At 32.8% G+C, this 24,462-nt stretch carries 21 protein-coding genes; 7 read left to right on the top strand and 14 right to left on the bottom strand.

The genetic code is table 11. From position 1 onward, the window contains the following. The first annotated feature begins 10 nt into the window (after positions 1-10). The 3 genes from ytxJ to eno all read left to right on the top strand — a co-directional run bounded on the left by ytxJ (position 11) and on the right by eno (position 2,891). Positions 11-334: a bacillithiol system redox-active protein YtxJ gene (gene ytxJ / locus EI427_RS15845; protein WP_126616532.1), complete on the top strand. Its 324-nt coding sequence runs from the start codon at positions 11-13 to the stop codon at positions 332-334. 24 nt (positions 335-358) lie between these two features. Next, on the top strand, positions 359-1,498 hold the full coding sequence (gene bshA / locus EI427_RS15840; RefSeq protein ID WP_126616529.1) for an N-acetyl-alpha-D-glucosaminyl L-malate synthase BshA: 1,140 nt from the start codon (positions 359-361) through the stop codon (positions 1,496-1,498). A gap of 124 nt (positions 1,499-1,622) precedes the next feature. Beyond that, entirely contained in the window at positions 1,623-2,891 is a 1,269-nt protein-coding gene (gene eno / locus EI427_RS15835; RefSeq protein WP_126616526.1) for a phosphopyruvate hydratase, read from the top strand. 71 nt (positions 2,892-2,962) lie between these two features. Here eno and EI427_RS15830 read toward each other — a convergent pair whose 3' ends face one another. From EI427_RS15830 to EI427_RS15820, 3 genes are all read right to left on the bottom strand, one after another. Next, the gene (locus EI427_RS15830; protein ID WP_126616523.1) at positions 2,963-4,111 is read right to left on the bottom strand and encodes a cysteine desulfurase family protein; all 1,149 of its coding nucleotides are present in this window, start codon (positions 4,109-4,111) and stop codon (positions 2,963-2,965) included. A 171-nt stretch (positions 4,112-4,282) separates the two neighbouring features. Then, the gene (glmM, locus tag EI427_RS15825; protein WP_126616520.1) at positions 4,283-5,764 is read right to left on the bottom strand and encodes a phosphoglucosamine mutase; all 1,482 of its coding nucleotides are present in this window, start codon (positions 5,762-5,764) and stop codon (positions 4,283-4,285) included. Between the two features lie 80 nt (positions 5,765-5,844). After that, positions 5,845-7,785: a ComEC/Rec2 family competence protein gene (locus EI427_RS15820; protein ID WP_126616518.1), complete on the bottom strand. Its 1,941-nt coding sequence runs from the start codon at positions 7,783-7,785 to the stop codon at positions 5,845-5,847. A 120-nt stretch (positions 7,786-7,905) separates the two neighbouring features. Between EI427_RS15820 and EI427_RS15815 the strand changes: the two genes are divergently transcribed. Beyond that, positions 7,906-8,727 carry a hypothetical protein gene (locus EI427_RS15815; RefSeq protein ID WP_126616515.1) on the top strand — a complete coding sequence of 274 codons (822 nt, stop codon included), beginning with the start codon at positions 7,906-7,908 and terminating at the stop codon, positions 8,725-8,727. On the opposite strand, the gene EI427_RS15810 is transcribed toward EI427_RS15815, so the two are convergent. Continuing rightward, a complete protein-coding gene (locus EI427_RS15810; RefSeq protein ID WP_126616512.1) occupies positions 8,724-9,338 on the bottom strand; it encodes a hypothetical protein in 615 nt (204 codons plus the stop codon). The genes EI427_RS15815 and EI427_RS15810 overlap by 4 nt on opposite strands. A gap of 139 nt (positions 9,339-9,477) precedes the next feature. Here EI427_RS15810 and EI427_RS15805 point away from each other — a divergent pair, with 139 nt between their 5' ends. Then, entirely contained in the window at positions 9,478-10,509 is a 1,032-nt protein-coding gene (locus EI427_RS15805; protein WP_126616509.1) for a ferredoxin--NADP reductase, read from the top strand. Positions 10,510-11,158: 649 nt separating this feature from the next. On the opposite strand, the gene EI427_RS15800 is transcribed toward EI427_RS15805, so the two are convergent. Then, positions 11,159-13,348: a bifunctional alpha,alpha-trehalose-phosphate synthase (UDP-forming)/trehalose-phosphatase gene (locus EI427_RS15800; RefSeq protein WP_126616506.1), complete on the bottom strand. Its 2,190-nt coding sequence runs from the start codon at positions 13,346-13,348 to the stop codon at positions 11,159-11,161. 52 nt (positions 13,349-13,400) lie between these two features. Then, positions 13,401-13,853 carry a hypothetical protein gene (locus EI427_RS15795; RefSeq protein ID WP_126616503.1) on the bottom strand — a complete coding sequence of 151 codons (453 nt, stop codon included), beginning with the start codon at positions 13,851-13,853 and terminating at the stop codon, positions 13,401-13,403. A 232-nt stretch (positions 13,854-14,085) separates the two neighbouring features. Between EI427_RS15795 and EI427_RS15790 the strand changes: the two genes are divergently transcribed. Then, a complete protein-coding gene (locus tag EI427_RS15790; RefSeq protein ID WP_126616500.1) occupies positions 14,086-15,045 on the top strand; it encodes a DUF4974 domain-containing protein in 960 nt (319 codons plus the stop codon). A gap of 123 nt (positions 15,046-15,168) precedes the next feature. Here EI427_RS15790 and rpsJ read toward each other — a convergent pair whose 3' ends face one another. The 4 genes from rpsJ to rpsL form a co-directional block, all read right to left on the bottom strand. After that, positions 15,169-15,474, bottom strand: a complete 306-nt coding sequence (gene rpsJ, locus EI427_RS15785; RefSeq protein WP_126616497.1) for a 30S ribosomal protein S10 — start codon at positions 15,472-15,474, stop codon at positions 15,169-15,171. Between the two features lie 105 nt (positions 15,475-15,579). After that, positions 15,580-17,718, bottom strand: coding sequence for an elongation factor G (gene fusA, locus EI427_RS15780; RefSeq protein ID WP_126616494.1), 2,139 nt, complete (start codon positions 17,716-17,718; stop codon positions 15,580-15,582). A gap of 6 nt (positions 17,719-17,724) precedes the next feature. Continuing rightward, a complete protein-coding gene (gene rpsG, locus EI427_RS15775; protein ID WP_126616492.1) occupies positions 17,725-18,207 on the bottom strand; it encodes a 30S ribosomal protein S7 in 483 nt (160 codons plus the stop codon). A 94-nt stretch (positions 18,208-18,301) separates the two neighbouring features. After that, on the bottom strand, positions 18,302-18,682 hold the full coding sequence (gene rpsL / locus EI427_RS15770) for a 30S ribosomal protein S12 (RefSeq protein ID WP_126616490.1): 381 nt from the start codon (positions 18,680-18,682) through the stop codon (positions 18,302-18,304). A gap of 345 nt (positions 18,683-19,027) precedes the next feature. Between rpsL and EI427_RS15765 the strand changes: the two genes are divergently transcribed. Next, a complete protein-coding gene (locus EI427_RS15765) occupies positions 19,028-19,798 on the top strand; it encodes a hypothetical protein (protein WP_126616487.1) in 771 nt (256 codons plus the stop codon). A 59-nt stretch (positions 19,799-19,857) separates the two neighbouring features. Here the strand turns inward: EI427_RS15765 and EI427_RS15760 are convergent, their stop codons facing one another. Genes EI427_RS15760 through EI427_RS15745 form a run of 4 tightly spaced genes read right to left on the bottom strand, consistent with a single transcriptional unit; the run spans position 19,858 to position 24,461 of the window. After that, on the bottom strand, positions 19,858-21,234 hold the full coding sequence (locus EI427_RS15760; protein WP_126616484.1) for a BatD family protein: 1,377 nt from the start codon (positions 21,232-21,234) through the stop codon (positions 19,858-19,860). Next, a complete protein-coding gene (locus EI427_RS15755) occupies positions 21,228-22,979 on the bottom strand; it encodes a VWA domain-containing protein (protein ID WP_126616481.1) in 1,752 nt (583 codons plus the stop codon). The genes EI427_RS15760 and EI427_RS15755 overlap by 7 nt, the downstream gene beginning before the upstream one ends. Then, positions 22,976-23,965 (bottom strand): VWA domain-containing protein, encoded by a 990-nt coding sequence (locus EI427_RS15750; protein WP_126616478.1) that lies wholly within the window; start codon positions 23,963-23,965, stop codon positions 22,976-22,978. Before EI427_RS15750 ends, EI427_RS15755 begins: the two co-directional genes overlap by 4 nt. Further along, positions 23,958-24,461 carry a DUF4381 domain-containing protein gene (locus EI427_RS15745; protein ID WP_126616475.1) on the bottom strand — a complete coding sequence of 168 codons (504 nt, stop codon included), beginning with the start codon at positions 24,459-24,461 and terminating at the stop codon, positions 23,958-23,960. Before EI427_RS15745 ends, EI427_RS15750 begins: the two co-directional genes overlap by 8 nt. Position 24,462: the final 1 nt, after the last annotated feature.

The raw sequence follows: 24,462 nt of genomic DNA, 5'->3' as shown, positions 1-24,462 counted from the left end.
ATTTTATATCATGAATTGGAATCAATTAACAGAAGTCTCAGAACTCGATCATTTATTAGAACTTTCAAAAAAACAAAAAGTAGCAATACTTAAGCACTCAACACGCTGTTCTATAAGTTCTATGGCACTAAATAGATTAGAGAGAGCTTGGAAAGAAGATAACGGTGTAGCACCTTATTATTTAGATTTGATCAAACATAGAGATGTATCTAATGCAATTGCTTCAAAATTTGGAGTAGAGCATCAATCACCTCAGGTTATTGTTCTAGAAAATGGAAAAGTAACTTATACAGGATCTCATATGGGGATCTCTTATGCAGATATCGTAGCTTAATTTTCAACTTCAGCATATATAAACGTGAAAATTGGTATAATTTGTTATCCTACATACGGAGGTAGTGGGGTAGTAGCAACAGAGTTAGGAAAGTGCTTGGCTTCACAATTGGGGCATGAGGTACATTTCATAACATATGATCAACCAACAAGATTAGATTTTTTTGATGAAAATATCTATTATCATAAGGTTGACATTAAAACCTATCCATTATTTAAATACCCTCCTTATGAGTTAGCATTAACCAGTAAGATGGTTGAAGTAGCTGAATCTGAACAACTAGATGTATTACATGCTCATTATGCTATTCCGCATGCATCTGCAGCATATACAGCAAAGAAAATCTTGGCCAAAAAAGGAATAAATATGCCTGTAGTTACAACGCTACACGGTACAGATGTTACTTTAGTAGGTAAAGATGATAGTTTAGGCCCTGTTGTCGCTTTTTCTATAGATGAATCTGATTGTGTAACATCTGTATCAGAAAGTTTAAGAGAAGAGACATATCAATACTTTGATCTTACTACTGATATTAAAGTAGTACCCAACTTTGTAGATCTAAATAGATTTACAAAACATAAAAAAGATCATTTTAAAAAAGCAATTTGCCCTGAAGGAGAAAAACTTTTGATTCACGTATCTAACATGCGAGAAGTAAAAAGAGCAGATGATGCTTTAGAGATTTTTAAAAGGGTAAGAGAAAAAATTCCATGTAAACTTTTAATGGTTGGTGATGGACCTGAACGTGCTCGTTTGGAAGAGAAATGCTATGAATTACGTACCTGTAATGATGTTCGTTTCTTAGGTAAGTTAGCAGAAGTAGAAGAAATTTTATCTGTTGCCGACCTGTTCCTTATGCCATCAGAAAAGGAGAGCTTTGGACTTGCAGCTTTAGAAGCAATGGCTTGCGAAGTTCCTGTGGTTTCTTCTAATGCAGGAGGTATACCAGAAGTAAATATTGAAGGGGTAACAGGTATGATGAGTAACGTTGGAGATGTTAAAGATATGGCAAAAAATGCGTTATATATCTTAGATGACGAAAACCTTCCTCGATTTAAAGAAAATGCACTAAAACAAGCTCAACGTTTTAATATTGTAGAGATTTGTCCGCAATATGAAGAAGTGTATAAAGAAGCAATAAAGAAATCAAAACAGCGTATTTGATAGAACATATTAATCATACTAAAGTGTAGTTTTCTTATTTAAAGAGAGCTACACTTTTTTTGTTTATATGTAGAAAAATATTAGTATCTTATTGTTAATAATAACATAAAACCCAATGCTAATAATGGAAACATTTATTGAATCAATTTATGCTCTTGAAATTTTAGACTCAAGAGGTAACCCAACAGTAAGAGTCTATGTAGAGCTTTTTGATGGAACAAAAGAGTTTTCATCAGTACCATCTGGAGCTTCAACAGGTCAGAACGAAGCGTTAGAATTAAGAGATAATGATAGTAGGTATGGAGGAAAGGGAGTCGAAAAAGCTGTCGAAAATGTAAATACACTTATTGCTAATGCTTTAATTGGTATGGATGCTACTAAACAAAAAGATATTGACTATACCATGATAGAGCTAGATGGTACAGAAAACAAATCTAAACTAGGAGCAAATGCAATTTTAGGAGTGTCTATGGCAGTAGCAAAGGCTGCTGCTAAATCACTTAATTTACCTCTTTATCAATACTTAGGAGGTACAAATGCAGTACGTATTCCTGTACCATGTATGAATATCTTAAATGGAGGAGAACATGCTGATAATAGTGTAGATTTTCAAGAATTTATGCTGGTACCAGATGGTGCACCTACTTTTAGAGAAGGTCTACGTTATGTGGCAGAAACGTTTCATATTTTAAAAGGTATATTAAAGGAGAGAGGTTTAGCAACAAGCGTTGGAGATGAGGGTGGATTTGCTCCTGATTGTGAAAGTAATGAGGCAGCAATAGAATTAATTATTGAGGCAATTAATAAAGCAGGTTATACACCTGGAAAAGATTTATCAATTGCTATAGATAATGCTGCAAATTCATTTTGCCCAAACTTAAAAGATGATTATAATTTATCTTGGTCTGGAAGAGGAAAAGTAACTTCTGATGATTTAATAAATTTAGCAGGAGAGTGGTTAGAAAAGTATCCTATAATATTATGGGAAGATCCATTAGCAGAAAAAGATTGGGATGGGTTTACTAAATTCACAGAGAAATACGGTGATAAAATAGAGGTTGTTGGAGATGATATCTTTGTAACAAATACTAAATATATAAAGGAAGGGATCGATAAAAAGGCAGCTAATTCTTGTCTTATTAAATTAAATCAAATTGGTTCTGTAACAGAAACTATTGAGGCTGTTCGAATGTGTAGAGAAGCAGGTTGGCGTTACTTTTTGTCTCATAGATCTGGAGAGACAGAAGATACTTTCTTAGCAGATTTTGCAGTAGCAATGGATGGAGGTCATTTAAAAACGGGCTCAGCATGTAGAGGAGAACGGATTGCAAAATATAATCGCTTACTAGAAATCGAACACGAACTAGATGGTCGTTCAGAATATAGATGGTAAAATTGTACTGATACAAAAACGTCCAACATAATTTAATATGTTGGACGTTTTTGTATCAGAATGATAGGTTATTAAACAGGAACATTAAGACCTAAAATTTCTTTTAACTTACCAATAGTAATATCAATTTCGTCTTTCTTATTTTCTTTAGAGAAAGAAAAACGAACACTAGTACGGGAAGAATCTCCATCAATACCAGCAATTACATGAGATCCTTGAGAGGCTCCACTACTACAAGCACTACCACCAGAAACAGAGATTTTTTGTAAATCTAAAGCAAATAGTAGCATACTATTTTTTTCTGAAGGAGGGAAACTTACATTTAGTACAGTATATAAACTATTCTCTAAATCAGCACTCATACCATTAAATTGAACATCGTCAATATGTTCAATTAATTGTTCTTTCATGTATTGCTTCACTTCCTTAATGTGAGCAGTATGACTGTCCATTTGTTCTGTAGCGATATCTAAAGCTTTTGCCAAACCAACAATACCCCATACATTTTCAGTACCAGAACGAACTTCTCTTTCTTGTCCACCACCTTCTATTAAAGCAGGCATTTGTGTGCCTTTCTTTACATATAAAAACCCACTTCCTTTAGGACCATGGAATTTATGAGCAGCTCCAGCCATTGAATGAACATGAAGATCTTTTACATCAACAGGAAAATGACCAATACTTTGAACGGTATCTGAATGGAAATATGCTCCTGAATTTTTACAAAGTAAACCTACTTTCTTTATATCAAGGATATTACCAATTTCATTATTGGCATGCATTAAAGTAACAAGAGTTTCTTCTCCTTTTTCTTCTAAAAGATTTTCTAATTGTGATAAGTCTAAATTTCCTTCTTTATCACAATCTAAGAATATCAATTCTAAGTCAAGGTCTTTAGAAAGATGTTCAGTAATATGTAAAACAGCATGGTGCTCTAACTTAGAAGTAATAATTCTTTTAAGTCCGTAAGCTTTAACCAAGCCTTTAATGGCTATATTATCAGATTCAGTACCCCCAGAAGTGAAAATAATTTCAGAAGGTAATGCATTAATTGCTTTTGCTATTTGTTTTCGGGCGCTTTCTAACATTGCTTTAGAAGCTCTACCGTGTGTATGGGTAGAAGATGGATTACCGTAAACAGAATCCATTACTTCGATCATAACTTCCTTAACTACAGGATCTAAAGACGTGCTAGCAGCACTATCAAGATAAATGCTCATATATGTTTTATTTAGAATTGGTGGTTGGTATGCGAAAGTTTTAGACATTCCAAAGAATGCAAAGTATATAAAAAAACGGACAATCATAAGAGATTGTCCGTTTGATTAGAATATATTATGAAATTGATTATCAGTGATTTATGTTGTGTTAAATCAAAGTAATTAATTTAATTATTCACTTGTAGATGTATCTCCTTTAACATTATCAGAAGTTTCTTCAGTAGCCTTTTGATCAACTACAGGAAGTTCTTCCTCATCATCTGCTTTGAAAGAGATAATTTCTTTGATATCTGAAATTATTTTTTGAGCTAAATGCTCAGCAGTTCTTTCAGAATCAGATTCAGAGTAAATACGGATAATAGGTTCAGTATTTGATTTTCTCAAATGAACCCACTCTTTACCAAATTCAATTTTTACACCATCTAAAGTGTTAATTGGTTGGTTTACGTAACGTTCTTGAATTTTAACTAAGATATTATCAACATCAATCTCAGGTGTTAATTCAATTTTATTTTTAGAGATATGGTAATCAGGGAATGATTTACGAAGCATATTTGCTGTACCATTATAATTAGCAAGTTTCGATAAAATCAAAGCAATACCAACTAAAGCGTCTCTACCGTAATGTAATTCTGGTAAAATAACACCTCCGTTACCTTCTCCGCCAATAATTGCATTGGTTTCTTTCATCATTTTTACAACGTTCACCTCTCCAACAGCAGAAGCTGTATAAGAACCGCCATGTTTTTCAGTAACATCACGAAGTGCACGTGTAGAAGACATATTAGAAACTGTATTGCCTTTCGTTTTTTCTAAAACGTAATCAGCAACAGCTACTAGTGTATATTCTTCACCAAAAGGAGTACCGTCTTCTGTTACTAATGCTAACCTGTCAACATCAGGGTCAACAATAATTCCTAGATTGAAATTACCATTTTCTAGTGTTCTACAAATCTCATTAATATTTTCAGGAAGAGGTTCTGGGTTGTGAGGGAATTTCCCGTTTGGCTCACAGTATAACTCCTCAACAGTATTTACACCTAGAGCTTTTAAAAGCTTAGGTACGGCAATACCACCAGTAGAGTTAACACAATCAATAACTACTTTAAAATCTTTAGCTTTAATTGCTTCAACATCAACTAAAGGAAGTTCTAAGATCTTCTCAATATGTTTGTCGATGTAGGTATCATCCGTAGTTACAGAACCAGTTTGTTTATAATCTGCAAACTCGAAGTTTCCTTCGTCAGCGTTTGTCAAGATTTCTTGCATAGCTTCTGCAGAGATAAACTCTCCTTTAGAATCTAGTAATTTAAGGGCATTCCAGTTAGCAGGGTTATGACTAGCAGTAAGGATAATTCCTCCTGCAGCTTCCTCAAGCTCTACAGCAAGTTCTACAGTTGGTGTTGTTGATAAACCAAGGTCTATAACATGAACACCCATAGCTTGAAGCGTACCTGAAACGATATCAGAAAGCCATCCGCCAGAAACGCGAGCGTCTCTACCAAGTACAACTTTTTTACTGTTTTCCGAATTTTCTAAGATCCACTTTGCATAAGTAGACGAAAATTTTGCGGCATCAACAGGATTTAATGATTCTTCAGTAGAACCACCAATTGTTCCTCTAATGCCAGAAATAGACTTAATTAAGGTCAAGGCTCAAAAAATTTGATTAGGAGACAAAAATAAACTAATTAATGATACGATCTAGATAATTAACACACTTATTTCAAATGTCATTCAAAAATATATTGACAAGCACCTTGATTATCAAGTAGGTGTACTTTATTGTAAGTGATTTTATTTTCTATTAAATCAAGATAATTTTTATTTGGTAGTATTAAATAGTCTGTTTTAAGGGTTCTATTTGGCTTTTGTCTGACTGAATAGAATAATATATCTATAGAATCAGAAGGTATTTCATCATTTATAAATTGATTTACCCAAAGGAAGTGTTTCTGATCAAAACGCGTATATAGTCCTTGATCTATAGTTAAAAAAGTTGTTTTTTTCTTTTCGTATAAAGATTGATGAGGCTGTATAACAGTTTCGAACTGAAATTGATTCGTATCTGCAGTAAAAGTAGTAATAGTGTTTTCTTGGGAGAAACTAATTATTGGTACCGGGGATTGATAAATGGTTATGCATTTTTTCCTGATATAAAATTGATGTGAAACCTGTGAAAAAATACAACACAATAAACAGAAGAAACCTACATAGTTTAAGTTCTTCTTTTGATAATAGATGCTATATAACAAACAAAAAATACCGAAAGAAAGACTTATCGTAGCAAGGGTTGATAAGTACATGTTAGGTAACTGAGGTAACTGAGAAAAAATACCTAGCCATGCTAATAATATTTTGAAAGTAGCTGAAAATAAAAAATGTATATAGGGAACAATTACTGGGATAATAAAACTACATAGTATAATCATTATCCCTATATACATTAAAAGACTGATTAGAAAACCACTTAATAAACCAGAGAAAAGACTGTAAATTGGTATAAAATGAAAATGATAAGCCACTACAGGAAGTGTACCTAATTGTGCTAATACCGATATGGTTAGTAAAGATATGAATACTCTCAGAAAAATAGGGAATTGCAGAATATCGTCCCAATAAGGAAATAGAGCAATACTTATTACAGCAAAAAAAGATAACTGAAAACCAATAGAAAATATGAAGAGAGGATTATAAATTAATAAACAGAAACAGGTAAATCCAATTGTATTTAAGGGGTTTGATTTCTTTCTTAATAAATAACTTATTGTTAGTAAAGAAAACATACTAGCAGCTCTAAGTATAGACGGAGAACTACCTACTAAAAAAGCATACATCCAAATAATTATTATCTGCAAGAGTAACATAAATGTATGCACTTTTTTTCCGAAGAATTTTTTCCAACTCATCAGAATATTTAATAAGAATATAATAATTCCAATATGCATTCCTGATAATGCAAGCATATGCATATTTCCTGATTTTTTAAAAATAAGATCTTCTTCAGAGGTCATTTCAGACTTGTTTCCCAGTAGTAAAGAATAAGCAATTCCTTTTGTAGTAGATGTAAAATGTTGGTCTATCAAAGCATTAATTTTATCTCTGAATGTATTTACCTTTTCTTTCTGAGCAATATGGATCACCTTATATTTTTTGAGGTAAGCTTTATAGGTTATGCCTTTATTGATTAGATTTTTATTAAAATCAAAAGCTTCTGGATTATTTGAGGGATAAACTTTTGTAAGATTAGAAGGTGAGATAATTATAATATCATTTTGATGTATAGATAGGCAGTCTTTCTGAACTTGAAAATATATTTTTTGATAGGAGTTAGATGTAATTTCGCCAAAAAAACTATTTGATTTATTATGATTTTTCAGCCCAGAAGTAATTAATATACTAATGCTAGAAGCTGTTTGATCTATTGGGGTAGCAAACTTATAAGGTTGGGTAATACCTATTCCAATAGTAAAAATGAATAGATACATTATTAAAGTAGTCCATAAAAAATATCCTTTTATCTGTTTACCAAATTGATAAAAGATGACCATTCCTACCCATAGAAATAGAGTAATATAGTAAACAGAAAAAGTAGTATTGAGTACATACCAAGTGAATAATATCCCAAGAATTAATGGAATACTTACCTTAAAAAAGGGAGCGTTGTTAATCATGATCGTTAAGAAATAATTAGTTCTAGTTAGCTGTAATCTTTGATTTATAAGAAAAAGTGGTGCAATAAATCAAAACACTATCTATTTTTGAGTCACAAACATATTTATTTCTAACTGAACATGAAAAGATTAATAACCTCAATATTCCTTTTATTATTTTTAATAGCCTGTGGAACACCCTCAGAAAATGAACAAAAGACAGAGAATACAGAAACAGAAAGTATTTTTGATTTCTTTGATGACGAAGAGGAAATAATAGTGAAAGAGGTACCAGAAATAGACCGTAAAGTACCAGAGATAGAAGTTTTACCTAAACAAGAGGTAGAAGTAAAAAAAGAAGAAGTAATTGTTGAACCTAAAGAAGAAATTGAAGTAGAAACGGAGAAAGATGAAGTTATCATTACAGTTCCAGAAGTAATTGTTATTAAATCTGGTGAAGTAAGAGATTTAAATTTTGATCACGGCTTACAGGAAGTTGATTTTCAGGAATTTTCGTTAAGAGTAGTTTTGTCAAAAGAATTAAGAATTAGAAAGATAGAAATTTCTGATAAAGAGAGAGCTAGAGGTTTATTGCATAGGTATAAAACAGAACATTCTTATTTTGATGTTTATGACATCACGAAAGCAATAAATTGGAGTGGGGCAGGAAACTTTGCTGAATTTGGGCAGGGGTTTTATGAAAACTCTAAAGGTGTATCAAATGGTAAGTTTGGAGTTTTTGCAAAAAGAAGAGCTTATAGTTTTAAAGCAAAAGTAGCTTTTGATCAAGACTTGAATTATTCAAATATTAAGAAATTAAAATCTGAATCGGTTACAGCAAAAAATAAGTTAGAAGCTGTAAGAGTTATCTTTTTTGGCAAAGGAAGCCTAGGGTATAGGTTTATATACAACGAGAATGAACCTGCTACTGTGGCTGCCAGTAAATCTATGTATATATACTAATGATCGTCTACAATAAAATTGAAATTAAAGTTCACAACAATACTTTGGTCTACTCTAACCATTCCCATCATCTTTTTGGGAGGTGTAATATTGTAGTCTAAAATATTTATTACTTTAGAACCCTTAATCTGAAAGTTTTTACCTTCTTTATGTGTAACTACATAAGTTATTTTCTCAATTCTTTCAGTACCGGCAATGGTCATACTTGCTTTCCCTTTGCCATTAATAACTTTACTCTTGTTGTCTTGAGAAATGAACATAGAAAGTAATTTCATAGAGATTTTAGGGTACTGTTCTTCATAGAGTAAATCACTAAACTCTTTAGTCATTAAAGAAATTCCACAGTCAAAACATGCTACTGCAAAATCTAACCCTGTATGTTGAACAGGAGAAGATTCTTTAAAAATATTTTGTGTCAGTTTTAACTCGCTCTGTATAGTTTCTTTATACACGCAGTTAAATGAGTTGATATTTGTTTTACCATCTATCACCATACTAGAGTCTGGAATAACTTCTAGAATATATTTTGTAGGAATATTATCACTTCTATTTTGAGCAATTAACTCTAGAGATAATAAAAAGAAAATTGTAGTAGTAATTAATGCACGCATTTTGCGAAATAATCTTGTAAGTGTAGTAATACATTGTAAAATTAACTAAAATCGTAGTTTCTAAAAATTTAGACGATCAAAAGAGTATATAATAGTTGTTACTCTTCATAAATATTATAGATCAGTTAAAACTTTGAACATGAATCAATATACTTTAAAAGTAAAAGAAGTAGTTAATGAAACTGCTGATACAGTTACTATAAAATTTAAACAGCCTTTATTTAAAAAAGTACAATATCAATCTGGTCAATTTTTAACAGTAGTAAGTACTATAAACGATAAAAAAGTAAGAAGATCGTACTCGATGTCTTCTACGCCATTATTAGATACTACTGTAGATATTACTGTAAAAAGGATTGAAGGAGGCTTAGTATCTAACTTTTTGAATGATAATGTAAAAAATGGCGATGCTTTAGAAGTTTCTGAACCTTTAGGCCAATTTGCATTTGAGCCCGATAAAGAAGTTTCTAGAAATTTAATTTTTTGGGGGGCAGGGTCTGGAATAACACCTTTATTCTCTATGATTAAAAGTGCATTATTTTTTGAAAGCACATCTAAAGTAACTTTAGTTTATGGAAATAGAAATGAAAATTCTATAATATTTAAAGAGCAATTAGATGAGTTAAAAAAGAAATTTGAAGACAGATTAGAAATTGTTCATGTTTTAAGTAAACCATCTACATCTTGGGGTGGTTTTGCAGGGAGAATTGATGATGTAGTTTCTGTAAATATTTTAAATAGACTCTCTTTAGGAAATACAGTACATTATCTGTGTGGTCCAGAAGGAATGATGACTTCGGTAAAAAGTGCTTTACAACGTTTTAAAGTTCCTGGAAATAAAGTTTTTAATGAGAGTTTTGTTCCTGTAGCAGGAGATGAACATAGTAGTGACGTTAATGAACAAAATGTATCGATAACGGTAGACGGAGAAGAACATTTAATTCAGGTAAAACCAGATACAACAATATTAGAAGCAGCCTTAGATGCAGGTTTAGACGTTCCTTATTCTTGCCAAAATGGAGTATGTACTGCATGTATGGGGCAATGTACTTCTGGAGATGTTGAAATGGGCGACACTACAGTGTTATCAGAACAAGAAAAGAAAGATGGTTATATATTAACATGTATTAGTCATCCATTGACTGAAAATGTTAAAATCACTTATAAATAGTACTAGTATTTATATTTGTTTACTTTTTTTTGTTAATGAATCTTGGAATATTGAAATTTTAGTATTTACTTTGAGTCATCGAAAGATTGAAGAAAACAAAGAACCCTTTGTCTATAAGACAAAGGGTTACTCCAACTCCTCTTCAATCTGTTCATTTCGCTAAACTTATATTTTGAATATTTACTATCACCTATATAAATAGAATTTTTTAGTAAAATATTTTTTATCTCTATTTGTAAACAGTCTTTTCAATCTATTCATCTGACATTGATTAACTGAATTACTACCTAATCAACTCCTCTTCTCTTTTCTTCTATTCATCTGATATTATCATCTATTCATCTGACATTATCTTTATGTTGATTACATTATAACTAAACGGGGTCCCCTGTTTAAGGTTATGATTATCACATTTAATTAACGTATTTTTCTTTTTTTTATGAACTCTTTTTTATCATTCGAGTTTGTTTTTTAATCTTAGAAAAGTACAATAATACATTTTTTGATATAATTAGGCTATTTATTCTCTTAATTTATCAATAGGTTAGAAGTCAATTTATAAATATGGTTTTTAACAATTTTAATTAAATAAAAAGAGCCTCTTCTGAAATATTTAGAAGAGGCTCTTTTTGTATGTAGAAAACAAAGGTTATTTGTCTGTATTATTAAAGTCAGTGAGTAATTGTCTTACATCAGAAACTGTTTTTAAGTTATATCTAGCAGCCGACGCTCCTAAGCCTACTTTAATAGTGTAAGATTTCTTAGGTAAAGCAAGGAATGTATCTTCATCTGTAACATCATCACCAGCAGCAAATACAAAATCATATGTATCATCCGAGAGGAATTTTAAGGCAGCTTTCCCTTTATTTACCTCCTGACTCTTCACTTCTACAACTTTATTTCCATGCATTACTTGTAGATTCATGTTAGAGACAAGGTAGTTTAAGTTACCTACTAGTTCTCTAGCTCTTAAATCTCCGAAATCTGCATCTGCTTTTCTGTAATGCCATGCAATAGAAAAAGCCTTCTCTTCAACAAAAGATCCGGGTGTACGATCTACATAACGATCTAACATTCTACTAATTTTTGACTTCCAATCTGAGTTCAGGTTTTCAATCATTTCAAAGTCAGTAGTCCCTCTTCTAAGCCAAATACCATGCTCTGCTATTATGTCTACTTTAAAGCCTTCAAACCAAGCCTCTAAAGTTTCTTTATCTCTACCACTAATAATAACAACTCTATTTTTAGGATCAGAAGTTAAATTAGTCATTATCTCTTTCAGTTCTTGATCTGGAGATACTGATTGTGGATCAGCTGCAAAGCCTTTTAACGTACCATCATAATCTAAAAATATGATTCTATTTTGAGCGTTGGTATATTTTTCTAACATTCTTTTTTGTGATTTTGCAGGCAATAAACGCATGTTCATTGCAGTTTGTCTTTCTTTGATATTGTCTAATTGATTCATAAATATTTCAACCCATCTATGAACATTGTAACGCCTTACTTTCTTCTGCATTTCCTTCATACGAATACGCTGCTCCTCTTCGGGCATAGTAAGGGCAGTATAAAGTGCATCTACAATTTGATTTTCATCATTTGGATTAATAAGAATAGCTTCAGAAAGTTCTTTAGCTGCACCAGCCATTTCACTTAATATAAGTACTCCTTGTTGGTCTGTCTTACTAGCTACATACTCTTTACATACTAAGTTCATTCCATCTCTTAATGGAGTAACTAGAGCAACGTCAGAAGTTTTATAAAGTGCCGATAAACCTTCAAAGCTGAAAGATCTATAGAAGTAATGAATAGGAGACCAGTTCATTCTACTATACTTACCGTTTATCTTACCAACAAGGGTGTCAATTTCTTCTTTTAAGTGTTGATATTGATCTACTTTATCCCTAGAAGGAACTACTAGTAGTATTAAAGAAACTACTCCTTGGTATTCTGGATAGCGTGATAAGAATTTATCAAAACTTAATAATCTATGTTTAATTCCTTTACTATAGTCTAACCTGTCAATAGAAAGAATTGATTTATTTTTACTAAGTAGATCGCTATAGGCAATGATTTTTTGTTTTGTTTTTTCAGAGTCAGCAGCTTGTTCAAATTTATCATAATCAATTCCCATAGGAAAGGCATCTACAGAAACAAGACGGTTCTTAACCTTTACCAGTCCAAGAGAGCTATCATAGCCTAATAATCTATTTATAGAACTCAAGAAGTGCCTCATATCATCATATGTATGGAAACCGATTAAGTCTGCTCCTAATACACCCTCTAATGTTTCTTTTCTCCAAGGTAAGAGACGGAAAATTTCATAAGAAGGGAAAGGTATATGTTGAAAGAACCCTATTGTAGCATCAGGTAGTGCTTCTCTTAACATTCCTGGAAGGAGTAACAACTGATAATCGTGTACCCAAATAGTATCTTCTGGTTCAGCGTGATCTAATATGGCGTTACAGAACAATTGATTTACATGAACATAAGCATCCCAAAGATCTAACTCATAAGATGCGTATTCTGTAAAATAATGAAAGAGTGGCCAAAGTGTTTTATTTGAATACCCTTCGTAGAATTTTTTAACTTCGTTTTTAGTAAGAAACACAGGAGCCATATTATCTTTTTTAAGCTCATTAGAAATGTGTTCTTGCTCTTTTTTACTATGATCATAAGTTCCTGGCCAGCCAATCCAAAGATTACCTCCTTGTTTATAAGTTGTACTTAAACCAGTTGCCAAACCTCCAGAACTTGGATGGAAGCTAAGCGTATCATCAGGATTTTTATTAACGGTTACAGGTAGTCGATTTGAGACAATGATTGTTTTTTTCGCCATTTTTAATGTTAGTTTAATTACTTGCTTACTCAAAAATTTGAAATGAGAATTTTTAGAGTATTATTTGAAAAATCTGCTCCCAATTAATAAAAGCCCACATTCCTAGTGCTCCTATTAGAAGTCCGGAAAGAATACCAATCAGAAGCATTTTTTGATTATGTTTTCTTTCTTTTAATTTAATTTCTAATTCAATCTCCTCTGGTAATTCAGATATTAATAAAAGGTGGTTTTCTCTATCTTCAATTTTTTCATCGAAATCTTTGAGTTCCTTATTTTTATTGTCAATAATATCTTGATAGTTTTCAAGAACATGAAGGACACTATCTTTAGATTGTTTTAAATCATCAAAAAGGTCATCTAATTCTTGGTCACTAATTGGTTTCTTTTTTTCAAAGGGGAAATAAATATAAACCCATAATAATATTGTAAAAATAAAAAAACCACCAATCCACCACCATAGGTAGTATTGAAAGTTATGGATTAGTTGGAACCATACATCATTCATAAAAAAATAAGTTTTCTTTGCGTCTTTTTTTAACTAAAAAGTGATATTACAATTTACAATTATTAATTTTAAACTAAATAAAGACGGGTGAGATTATTCGTTTAATTTAAAATCTATTTACTAAATGTAAATAAAACTTAACGCTATAGGTAGGGTTAAATCAATTACTGTTGTATTATTAATAACTGTTAATAATTATTGTTGATAATACACACTCAAAAAAGAATTATACATGACTGGAGAGGAACACGATGACTTTATAAAAAAAGGAACTCGTAAATTTAGTGATGGAAGTAAGGGTTTAAGTGGTAAAACTTCTGATCCTGACGAGATATTATTGAATCAAATTTCTACAACACTTAATAACAAAAGCATTCCTAATTCTAAAATATCATCTGATCAAGCATGGGAGTCAATCCAAAAATCACTAGCTGATAAAAAGAACGATACGAATAGAGTAATAAAATTCTTTCAAAAAAAGAACTTTAATATTGCAGCTGCAATATTAGGTGTTTTTGTAGGGTTGTATGCCTTATATTTTTTTTCAAATGGTATACACAGTATCAACCCTTCAGATGGTACTTTAGAATATACATTTCCAGATGGTTCTGTTGCTTTTTTAAAAAAGGGATCTAATATTAAGTATTTGAGTATTCCTTTTGACGGTCAAATTTATCTAGATGGTCATGCTCAGTTTAATATATCGGGAGCAGAAGATGGTGGTAAAAGCTTTGAAATAAAGACTAAAAGAAGTGTAATTAAAGCACTCCCATCAAGCAGCTTTGATATAAGAGATGATAAATATATTTATCAACTTACAAATATAGGCCCCAAGGGTATTACTTATAGAAGTATTAAAGATGCTCCAAACTTATCAAAAATATTAGATGAACGATCTATGATTTTAACATTTGGTAAAATCTTCTCAGAACCAACTGCTACTCATCTACATCATACGTTGTGGACTAAAGGGACTTTTAAATATGAATTAGCGCAAGTTGATATGGTTTTATCAGATTTTGAAAAGCAATATGGGATAACTATTGAACATTCAATTGATTTTACAAATAGAGAGTTCTCTGGCGTATTTCATGATGATAATGTTAATAGTGCGATGACTGAAATCTGTGATTATTTAAAATTAGATTTTGTTTTAGCAGGTGAAAGAGTTCTTCTTTCTGAAATCAAATAGTCAAGAACTTAACGTTAGGGTTATTATCAACTATAATTTATTATTTGGCTACAGGTTATAAAACAAAAAAACTCCTACTTAATTAAAAGTAGGAGTTTTTTTTATCCAATGAAGAAGTTTCTATCAAACTTTGATTTCAACATCAACACCACTTGGAAGGTCAAGCTTCATTAAAGCATCAACAGTCTTTGGAGAAGACGAGAAGATGTCAATCAAACGCTTGTAAGTACAAAGTTGGAATTGCTCACGAGCTTTCTTGTTAACGTGTGGAGAACGAAGAACTGTGAATTTTTCTTTCTTTGTAGGAAGAGGTACAGGACCTGCAACTACAGCATCTGTTTTCTTAACTGCTTCAACGATTTTACCAGCAGATTTATCTACTAAGTTGTGATCGTAAGACTTAAGCTTGATTCTGATTTTTTGTGTCATATCTTTTTTTAAGATTGTTAGCCGTCCACTAACTGATTATATATAACATAAACCCTAAACCTACCGTTGTAGGTTCAGAAGTTTATGATTATTGACAATATTTAATTATTTCTTAGCTTCTGCGATAACTGCTTCAGCAACGTTTCTTGGTACTTCTTTGTACTCAGAGAACGTTAAAGTTGCAGATGCACGACCAGAAGTGATCGTACGAAGGTCAGTCACATAACCAAATAATTCTGATAAAGGTACATCAGCTTTGATTACAACAGCACCGTTAGAGATCTCTTGTCCTTTCGGAAGACCACGACGTTTGTTGATATCACCGATAACCGAACCAGTATATTCATCTGGAGTAATTACAGAAACATCCATAATTGGCTCAAGGATGATAGGTGTACAATGTTTAGACGCAGCTTTGAATCCAAGTTTTGCAGCTAATTCGAATGCTAAAGCATCTGAATCGACATCGTGGAAAGAACCGTAGAATAAACGAACACGCATTGCATCAATTGGGTAACCAGCTAAAGCACCGTTTTCCATTGAAGCTTCGAATCCTTTTTGTACTGCAGGGATAAATTCTCTTGGAATAATACCACCTTTAATTGCATTTACAAATTGTAAACCTGGCTTAATAACACCATCCTCATCTGGCTCAGCTGGGCCTAATTCGAATTGGATATCACCAAATTTACCTTTACCACCAGTTTGTTTCTTGTAAACCTCACGGTGTTCAGTAGAAGTCTTGATTGCCTCACGGTAAGCTACTTGAGGAGCACCTTCGTTGATTTCCACGCCAAATTCACGCTTCAAACGGTCGATGATGATCTCTAAGTGAAGTTCTCCCATACCTTTAAGAATAGTCTGACCAGTTTCGTGGTTAGTTTCTACAGTTAAAGTAGGATCTTCTTCGATAAGCTTAGCGATAGACATACCCAATTTATCAACATCGGCCTTAGTTTTAGGCTCGATAGAGATACCGATTACCGGCTCTGGGAATACCATTTCTTCTAGAACGATTGGAGCACCAAGTTCTACTAGTGTATCACCTGTTTTGATGTCTTTAAAACCAACACCAGCACAAATATCACCTGCTTCCACTAAAGGAATTGGGTTTTGTTTGTTAGAGTGCATTTGCATCAAACGAGAGATACGCTCTTTTTTACCAGTACGCATGTTCAATACATACGAACCAGCCTCTAAAGTACCAGAGTAAGCACGCATGAAACACAAACGACCTACGAATGGGTCAGTTGCGATCTTAAATGCTAACGCTGAGAATTTATCTGAAGCATCCGCTTTACGTGTTACTTCTTCACCTGTTTCAGGATTAGTACCAATTGTATCTGGTAAATCCAATGGCGATGGCAAGTAAGAACATACAGCATCAAGCAATGCTTGAACACCTTTGTTTTTAAATGCTGAACCACACATTACTGGAGAGAATTCCATGTTCATAACAGCCTTACGAACTGCAACACGTACTTCATCAGCAGTAATTGAATCAGGATCTTCAAAGAATTTCTCCATCAACTCTTCGTTGTGAGTAGAAACAGCCTCAATAAGGTTTTCTCTCCACTCAGCAACTTCGTCTACCATATCAGCAGGGATGTCGATTACTTCATAAGTAAATCCTTGGTCTTCATCATTCCAAACGATAGCTTCGTTTGTAATTAAGTCAACAACACCTCTGAATCCTTCTTCAGCACCGATAGGTAATTGTAAAGGAACTGGTGTAGCACCAAGTTTCTCTTCAATTGTCTTAACAGCTTTCAAGAAGTCAGCACCTGCACGGTCCATTTTGTTAACGAAACAGATACGAGGTACCTTGTAATCGTCAGCTTGACGCCATACAGTTTCTGATTGAGGTTCAACACCAGATACAGCACAGAAAAGAGCAACAGCACCATCAAGAACACGTAATGAACGCGCAACTTCTACAGTGAAGTCAACGTGACCAGGTGTGTCAATAATGTTTACTTTGTACTCTTCTGAAGCTGGAGTTACCTTACCTTGATCAGTAGGGTAGTTCCATGTAGTGGTTGTAGCAGCAGACGTAATAGTGATACCACGTTCTTGCTCTTGCTCCATCCAGTCCATTGTTGCAGCTCCGTCATGTACCTCACCAATTTTGTGAGATTTACCAGTGTAGTAAAGGATACGCTCAGTAGTCGTAGTTTTACCAGCATCAATGTGAGCCATGATACCGATATTCCTTTGGTGCGAAAGATGGATTTTCTTAGCCACGGATTATTAGAATCTAAAGTGTGAAAATGCTTTGTTTGCTTCGGCCATACGGTGAGTATCGTCTTTTTTCTTCACTGCAGCACCCTCTCCACGAGAAGCAGCAATGATTTCGTTAGCTAAACGTTCTTTCATAGTACGTTCGTTACGCTTACGAGACATTGTAATCATCCATTTCATACCTAAAGACTGCTTACGGTCCGGACGTACCTCGATTGGCACTTGGAATGTAGCTCCACCAACACGACGAGCTTTCACTTCGACAGTTGGCATTACATTAGATAGACCTTTTTTCCAGATATCTAATGCGTCAATAGATTCGCCTTCTTTTGATAGCTTTTGCTGAACAATTTCTAACGCGTTGTAGAAAATGCTATATGCAATACTTTTCTTTCCGTCAACCATTAAGTTGTTAACGAATTTTGTTACCATAGTATCACCAAATTTAGGATCTGGTAATACGTAACGCTTTTTAGGTTTTGCCTTTCTCATTTCTTTAAATGATAAACAAGTTTAGAGATGTCCTTACTGACAAGTAAATGTCTTTACTTCAGGACTTGGACTTTTTAAATTTTAAACTGCTAAATTATTTAGCAGCCTTAGGACGTTTAGTACCGTACTTAGAACGACGTTGACCACGACCTTCTACACCAGCAGTATCTAATGCTCCACGAACGATGTGATATCTCACACCAGGAAGATCCTTGATACGACCACCACGAATCAATACGATCGAGTGCTCTTGCAAGTTGTGTCCTTCACCTGGGATATAAGCGTTGACTTCCTTACCGTTAGTCAAACGAACCCTTGCTACTTTACGCATAGCCGAGTTAGGCTTCTTAGGCGTTGTAGTGTAAACTCTTGTACATACTCCTCTACGCTGAGGGCATGAATCTAATGCGGGAGATTTAGATTTTTGAACAATCTTTTTTCTTCCCTTTCTAACAAGTTGTTGAATAGTAGGCATTTACCAATTAATTTAAATGCGTCTAATGTTCGATACTATTAATTCTCGAATGCAAAAATTTTACAGATGGCAAAGGTATTAATTATTTACATCAATTCCTTGATTTAATGTAAACAATTTGTTCTGAGTATGTTATCATAGTTTAATTTTACTGTTAACGCTATCTAATTAGTACTATAGTGTTGATATATAGGTAAATAAAATAACTTAAAAGGAGTGCAACTATTCATTTTTTTCTCTGTCTATGTATGTATATGTGCAAAGTTTTTTGGATCTATTTGATAATAAATACAATTCCTTAATAAATTTTTGCATTTTTACTCTCAAATTAATTCTCCAATTTATATGCTTGATTTACGAAGATTTTTTATACTGTTTAGCTGCTCATTTTTCGCTCTTATTGGAAGTGTTTCAGCTCAAGATAAACAACAGAAAAAGACTGATTATTATGTAACCGGTGGTCTAGAAGTGATATTTTCTGGAACTACAGGAATACAAATTGATGGACAAGAAATTAATAGCGGTGTGATGCGTTTTGCTCCTGTCTTTAACTGGCAGACCGTTTTTAATGCAGACTTTAGCCCTCACTTTGGTTTGTATTCTGGTTTTTCTATTAGAAACGTAGGGATGATATTTGATGTACCTTCAGAGCATATTACAGCAGATGCTAACGGACTTAAAAGCCCGGTACGTAAGAAAGTAAGAACATATAATTTGGGTATTCCTATTGGTTTAAAAGTAGGGAATTTACATGGATTGTTTTTCTATGCTGGTTATGAATTTGAAATGCCTTTTCAGTACAAAGAAAAAACTTTTGTATCGGAACGTAAAGAAGATAAGTTCTCTGTTTGGTTTACTGATCGTGTTAATTTTCAACACAGTTTAATGTTAGGAATCCAATTTCCTTACGGAACCAACCTTAAATTTAAGTATTATCTAAATGATTACTTTAATTCATCTTGGGGTGCTAACCAAAAGAATATGGTGGGGACTGATTTGAGTTATAATCAAATTTCAGGTAATGTATTTTATATCTCTCTTAACTTTAGCTTGTTCAGAAATACAAAATTCTATTATTCTGAATACGAAAAGAAACATACCTTCCCTAGAAGTTAGTCTGTTTACTTTTAATAGAAAAATAGGAGATGTTACTCAATGTGACATCTCCTATTTTTTTAAGGATTTAACTCTTTTAAATCAACAGTTTTCCGTTTACTAAAACCCTCTTTCTTTTTCTCTTGTAATATAATTTTTCTATCCCAAACTAATTGGTTTATCAATTTTTTGATTAGCAGTTTTGGTATAGTATTGTCTCCATTTTTATATTTAATATCAGACATTTCAGCTATCAAGTCACATAATGTGTAATTGAGTAAAACATGATATAAAGATTCTCTATAATCACTTACACTTTGATTTGGTAAGGTATTTACCCATTGATAAAACTGTTGGATACTCACATCAACTTTACCCTTCTTAATTGCAGATTCTAATTTATTAAATGCTTGTTTTTCTATGTAAGTTGATGTAGAACGAATAGCATCTAGCTTCTTCTTTATTCGTTTTATAGGTCTAATTTTATAGCATAACCAAAGTGCAAACAGACCAGCAAGTATAGCTTTCCATTGCTTTGGAAGATAATCTCTCCATGTTTTTTGAGGTGCTTTATTCACTTCTTCAGGTACTTGATTTAATTTATTCAAGCTATCTTGTAGCGATTGAAGCATACTTAAATTAGGATTTTCCTTTATAAAGATTTTGCGGTTTTTACTCTTTATATTCTTAGATTTTTTTGTGTATGGATTATAATATCGTACCGTAATTCCAGGAACTTTAAACTCTCCAGCTTCTTGTATTAAATAGGTAATTACCTGCTTTTGTGTACCCGATATGTAATTATCTTGGTTATAATTGTTATTGATAGGATGTTCGGGGTAAATACCTGCCCAACTTAATGAATCATATTCACGGACGGGAATCATAGGACCTAACGTATTCCCTGCAGTAATACGAACTGTTCTTTTTAAAACATCACCTACTTGAACCTTTGATAGGTCTTTATTCCACTGATCTGATATTCTAACACTACTTGCAACAAGCCAAGTTTTAGGATCCTCACCAACAGGAGGTGGAGTTACATTAATCGACTTTTCTTTAGTGTGAATAGTGTGAGGTTTTCCTTTGAAATCACCTGGGTCTGGAGTAGAAACATGTAATTCTAAAGAGGGGAATACATTTTTACCTGGAGTGAAAGGAAATACCCAATAGGTTTGTTCAACTCCAGAATATTGATACTTCCCTATATTTAATGAATTAGGAACCCCTCTACCGTCTTTTATCATTAACGCATTTGGTAGTTGGAAGTCTTCGAAGTTCACTCCATCAGAAAACCATGTAGTGGTGTAAATTGATAATTTAACTTTGAAGGGTTGTCCTACAACTACTTCTTTTTTATTAATTATTGTAGATGTAAATAGGTTTGCTCTTTCTTGAGCAAATACATTTAATGCCCAAAAAGAAGTCAATAACACAAAGAATAGTTTTTTTACCATGACTTATCAGATTTTTTTGGTTTATCATCATCAGTAAGATATTGGTATAAGAATTTCTTTTTGAGATACATCTTAGGGTCCAATTTTACCTGTCTGATCATACTTGCTTTAGATTGTTCTTTTGTCTCAGAAAACTGCATTTTTAGTAATTCTTCCAATGATGGGTTAATTTCTTTTTTACCCATTTCTTGAATTTTTTCTGATTCTCCCTCAGCTTTTCTATCAGAATGTTGAGCAGATTTTTGTTCTTGTTCTCCAGCTTCTGGTTCGTATTTCTTTCCTTTCATCACTTTGTCTTTATTGATGTTACTTTCATCAGACATATTGATGTTTATCATTCGCATTTGTTCTTTAGCGATAGAAAGATTTTTTTCAGCTTTCTTAAAATCTGGATTTATATCTAAAGCCATTTGAAAAGCTTTTTGAGCAGCTTCCCAATTACCAAGTTTAGCTTGAGATACACCTAAATTATACATATTATCTGCGGTAATATCTTGTGCATAGGCATCTGCAGCTTTTTCATAATCACCTGTAACACTATAAGCATACCCAGCCTGAGATTTATCTTTAAATGTAGCAGCAGCAGCCAATGTATCACCTTTTTCTAAAGCTTTTTGTCCTTGTTGGTCTCTTGTCCAAAAGAAATCTTCAACGGTTGTTTTATCTTTTGGTAGTTGGTCAATAGAATCACAACTAATAAAAAATAAAGGTAAAAGTAATATCCATGTCCACTGAATTAATAAGCCTTTTCTAAACCAGAAAAGCATTAGAAAAGCGGCAAAGAAACTGATATAATATCCAAAATCAACCCAATCTTCTTCTGCTTTTTTACTGTCTTTAGTAAACACTAAGTTGTCTTGAATATTTTTCGTGAATAATTCAATGTCTGTTTTATCTAAAGTAAATGGAAGAAGGTTTACGTTAGGAATAGCTAACGCATTTTGTAATTGAGCTGTGTTTAAAGAAACTTTTACGAGCTTCCCTTTCTTGTCTTTTAAAAAACGTTTACCATAAAGCGGAACATTTGCTCCCTGAGGAGTTCCAAGTATTGTTAAACTGTACTTATCTTTTGTTGCACCTCTTTGTCCTAAACCCTGTACATCTATTGCTTGTAGATCATCAGTGAGTACCCAAACAAAACAGGGAGCTTCTGTTTTTGTAATAATCTTATCAGATAATTTTAATGCTTCTGGTAAATTAGAACCATAAAGAGGCATTGAGTAGGGTGATAAAGCCTCTAAAGTAGTTTCAAAAGTTTTATAATCTTTTGTTGGAGGCAGTGCCTCATGAGCCGTACCAGCATAAACAATTAAAGAAGTTTCTACTCCCTTATTTATTTTAAGATAGTCTTTGATTTTCATCTTAGCTCTTTCTAATCTACTAGGTCCTATGTCTTGTGCTAGCATTGAACGAGATAAATCTAGAATAACTACAACCTTAGCTTCAGTTTGATTACCAGGCTTATCAACTCGTTTCCAAGAAGGACCAGCAATACTAATTACAATAATAGAAAGAGAAACAATCATGAGCATTTTTGGTAACCAAGCTCCTTTCTTATTTCCTTTTATTAATAACAAGGATAGTAATTTAGGGTTGACTAGTTTCTTCCAATTATCAGATTCTCTAATGGAAATCCAAGAGATGATAAATAACAAACCAATTGGTAATAAAGCCCATAACCATTCAGGTCTTATGAAATGAAAATTCGTAGAGAATCCCTCGAAAAATGTATCAAACTGTTTCATGATTTCTTTCTTTTTAAGGACCCGATAAAGTTTACTGCAATACTTAAAAATTGAAATACTAGCGCAATACCTAACCCAATTTCTAATGGAATATAAAACAATAAGCGAGTAGGTCTGTAACCTTCATCTTCAAATTGTATTGGTTCCATTTCATTTAGTTTATCATAAATAGTATTTAACTCTTCAACGTTACCTGCATTAAAGTATTCTCCTCCTGTATTTTGGGCAATTTTTATTAGTGTTTTATCATCTAATTCATATTGCGAAGCCTCTTTTGTTCCAATGCCAATTGTATAAATTTTAATACTATCATCTGCAGCCATATTAGCTGCTGTAACGGGAACAATTTCACTACCACTATCCTGACCATCAGTTAGGAGAATCATTACTTTTTGTTTTATAGAATCAGCTTCAAAAACTTGTGTTGATAGAGCTATAGCATTACCAATAGCTGTTTTATGTCCAGCCATTCCAATTCCAGTTTCATCAATTGTATGTTTTATAATTTCTAAATCTGGTGTAAATGGTAAGGCAAATACATCACTTCCAAAAAGCATTAAACCAATACGATCACCTTCTCTTTTTTCTACAAATTCGTTTAGTACATTCTGAACAGCCTTCCATCTTGTAATACGGTTGCCATCTTTATCATACCAATCTGTAGTATTCATACTCATAGAAATATCAGCAGCAACCAACATATTACGAGCATTTTTTACTTTTTTGGCAGGTTTACCAATGTATTGAGGGTTTGACATTGCCGCAACAATACAGACCCAAATAATAAAGTTGATAACATATTGAAACCAACGTCTTTTTAATATTGTAGCACTTTTCTGAGGTTTTAATCCAGTAGCTTGAGTTAATTCATCAAACTTAGGATAAAATAAAGCGTCTTTTTTCTGCTTGAAAGCAGGGATTAGCCACCAGACAAACAACGGGAGTGGAAGTAAGAAAAACATCCACGGATAAGCTATCTCATACATGATTTTTAATCCATTTTATTGATAATTGCCCTAAAGAAGATAGCGTAGAATTAGTGCTTTCTGATGCTTTCATGTAAGCACCATTAATAAGTAAATCAGCTTCTTTATCTTTAAATAATTTTTGCTTTGTATGTTCGTTTAAGAAGTTAATCCATTCGTCTCCACTTAAGTGAGCAACTATAGAACGATCAAAGGTTGTAATAGCTACTCTTTTTAAGGCTATATTTATTTTATATACTTGCTCTTGTAACGAGGGATTTTCTTTTAAAACAGTATTAATTTCTTGAATAGCTGTGCGTCTGTATTTGTTTTGTAAATAATGAACATATTGACGAATCATTACTATTATAAAGACCAAAATTATTGTGCCTCCGAGTAAATACCAACCCGGTGCAGAAGGACTCATATCAACTTGTTCTGGCGGAATGAAATCTAAAACCTCACTAGCTAATTGAGTTGAATCTTTTAATATTTGAAGGGAATCTTGAAGTGCCATT

Source organism: Flammeovirga pectinis, assembly GCF_003970675.1.
Lineage (GTDB): Bacteria > Bacteroidota > Bacteroidia > Cytophagales > Flammeovirgaceae > Flammeovirga > Flammeovirga pectinis.
The sequence above is the reverse complement of the archived record's forward strand: the minus strand, read 5'-3'. Positions and strand labels throughout refer to the sequence as shown.

What these genes read in the sequence shown, in the direction of transcription:
- EI427_RS15795 (WP_126616503.1), bottom strand. Translation starts at nt 13,853, where the DNA reads ATGAATGATGTATGGTTCCAACTAATCCATAACTTTCAATACTACCTA.
- EI427_RS15760 (WP_126616484.1), bottom strand. Translation starts at nt 21,234, where the DNA reads ATGGTAAAAAAACTATTCTTTGTGTTATTGACTTCTTTTTGGGCATTA.
- ytxJ (WP_126616532.1), top strand. Translation starts at nt 11, where the DNA reads ATGAATTGGAATCAATTAACAGAAGTCTCAGAACTCGATCATTTATTA.
- EI427_RS15765 (WP_126616487.1), top strand. Translation starts at nt 19,028, where the DNA reads ATGCTTGATTTACGAAGATTTTTTATACTGTTTAGCTGCTCATTTTTC.
- EI427_RS15790 (WP_126616500.1), top strand. Translation starts at nt 14,086, where the DNA reads ATGACTGGAGAGGAACACGATGACTTTATAAAAAAAGGAACTCGTAAA.
- EI427_RS15800 (WP_126616506.1), bottom strand. Translation starts at nt 13,348, where the DNA reads ATGGCGAAAAAAACAATCATTGTCTCAAATCGACTACCTGTAACCGTT.
- EI427_RS15805 (WP_126616509.1), top strand. Translation starts at nt 9,478, where the DNA reads ATGAATCAATATACTTTAAAAGTAAAAGAAGTAGTTAATGAAACTGCT.
- eno (WP_126616526.1), top strand. Translation starts at nt 1,623, where the DNA reads ATGGAAACATTTATTGAATCAATTTATGCTCTTGAAATTTTAGACTCA.
- EI427_RS15750 (WP_126616478.1), bottom strand. Translation starts at nt 23,965, where the DNA reads ATGTATGAGATAGCTTATCCGTGGATGTTTTTCTTACTTCCACTCCCG.
- EI427_RS15810 (WP_126616512.1), bottom strand. Translation starts at nt 9,338, where the DNA reads ATGCGTGCATTAATTACTACTACAATTTTCTTTTTATTATCTCTAGAG.
- rpsG (WP_126616492.1), bottom strand. Translation starts at nt 18,207, where the DNA reads ATGAGAAAGGCAAAACCTAAAAAGCGTTACGTATTACCAGATCCTAAA.
- EI427_RS15815 (WP_126616515.1), top strand. Translation starts at nt 7,906, where the DNA reads ATGAAAAGATTAATAACCTCAATATTCCTTTTATTATTTTTAATAGCC.
- EI427_RS15820 (WP_126616518.1), bottom strand. Translation starts at nt 7,785, where the DNA reads ATGATTAACAACGCTCCCTTTTTTAAGGTAAGTATTCCATTAATTCTT.
- EI427_RS15830 (WP_126616523.1), bottom strand. Translation starts at nt 4,111, where the DNA reads ATGAGCATTTATCTTGATAGTGCTGCTAGCACGTCTTTAGATCCTGTA.
- EI427_RS15745 (WP_126616475.1), bottom strand. Translation starts at nt 24,461, where the DNA reads ATGGCACTTCAAGATTCCCTTCAAATATTAAAAGATTCAACTCAATTA.
- rpsJ (WP_126616497.1), bottom strand. Translation starts at nt 15,474, where the DNA reads ATGACACAAAAAATCAGAATCAAGCTTAAGTCTTACGATCACAACTTA.
- rpsL (WP_126616490.1), bottom strand. Translation starts at nt 18,682, where the DNA reads ATGCCTACTATTCAACAACTTGTTAGAAAGGGAAGAAAAAAGATTGTT.
- EI427_RS15755 (WP_126616481.1), bottom strand. Translation starts at nt 22,979, where the DNA reads ATGAAACAGTTTGATACATTTTTCGAGGGATTCTCTACGAATTTTCAT.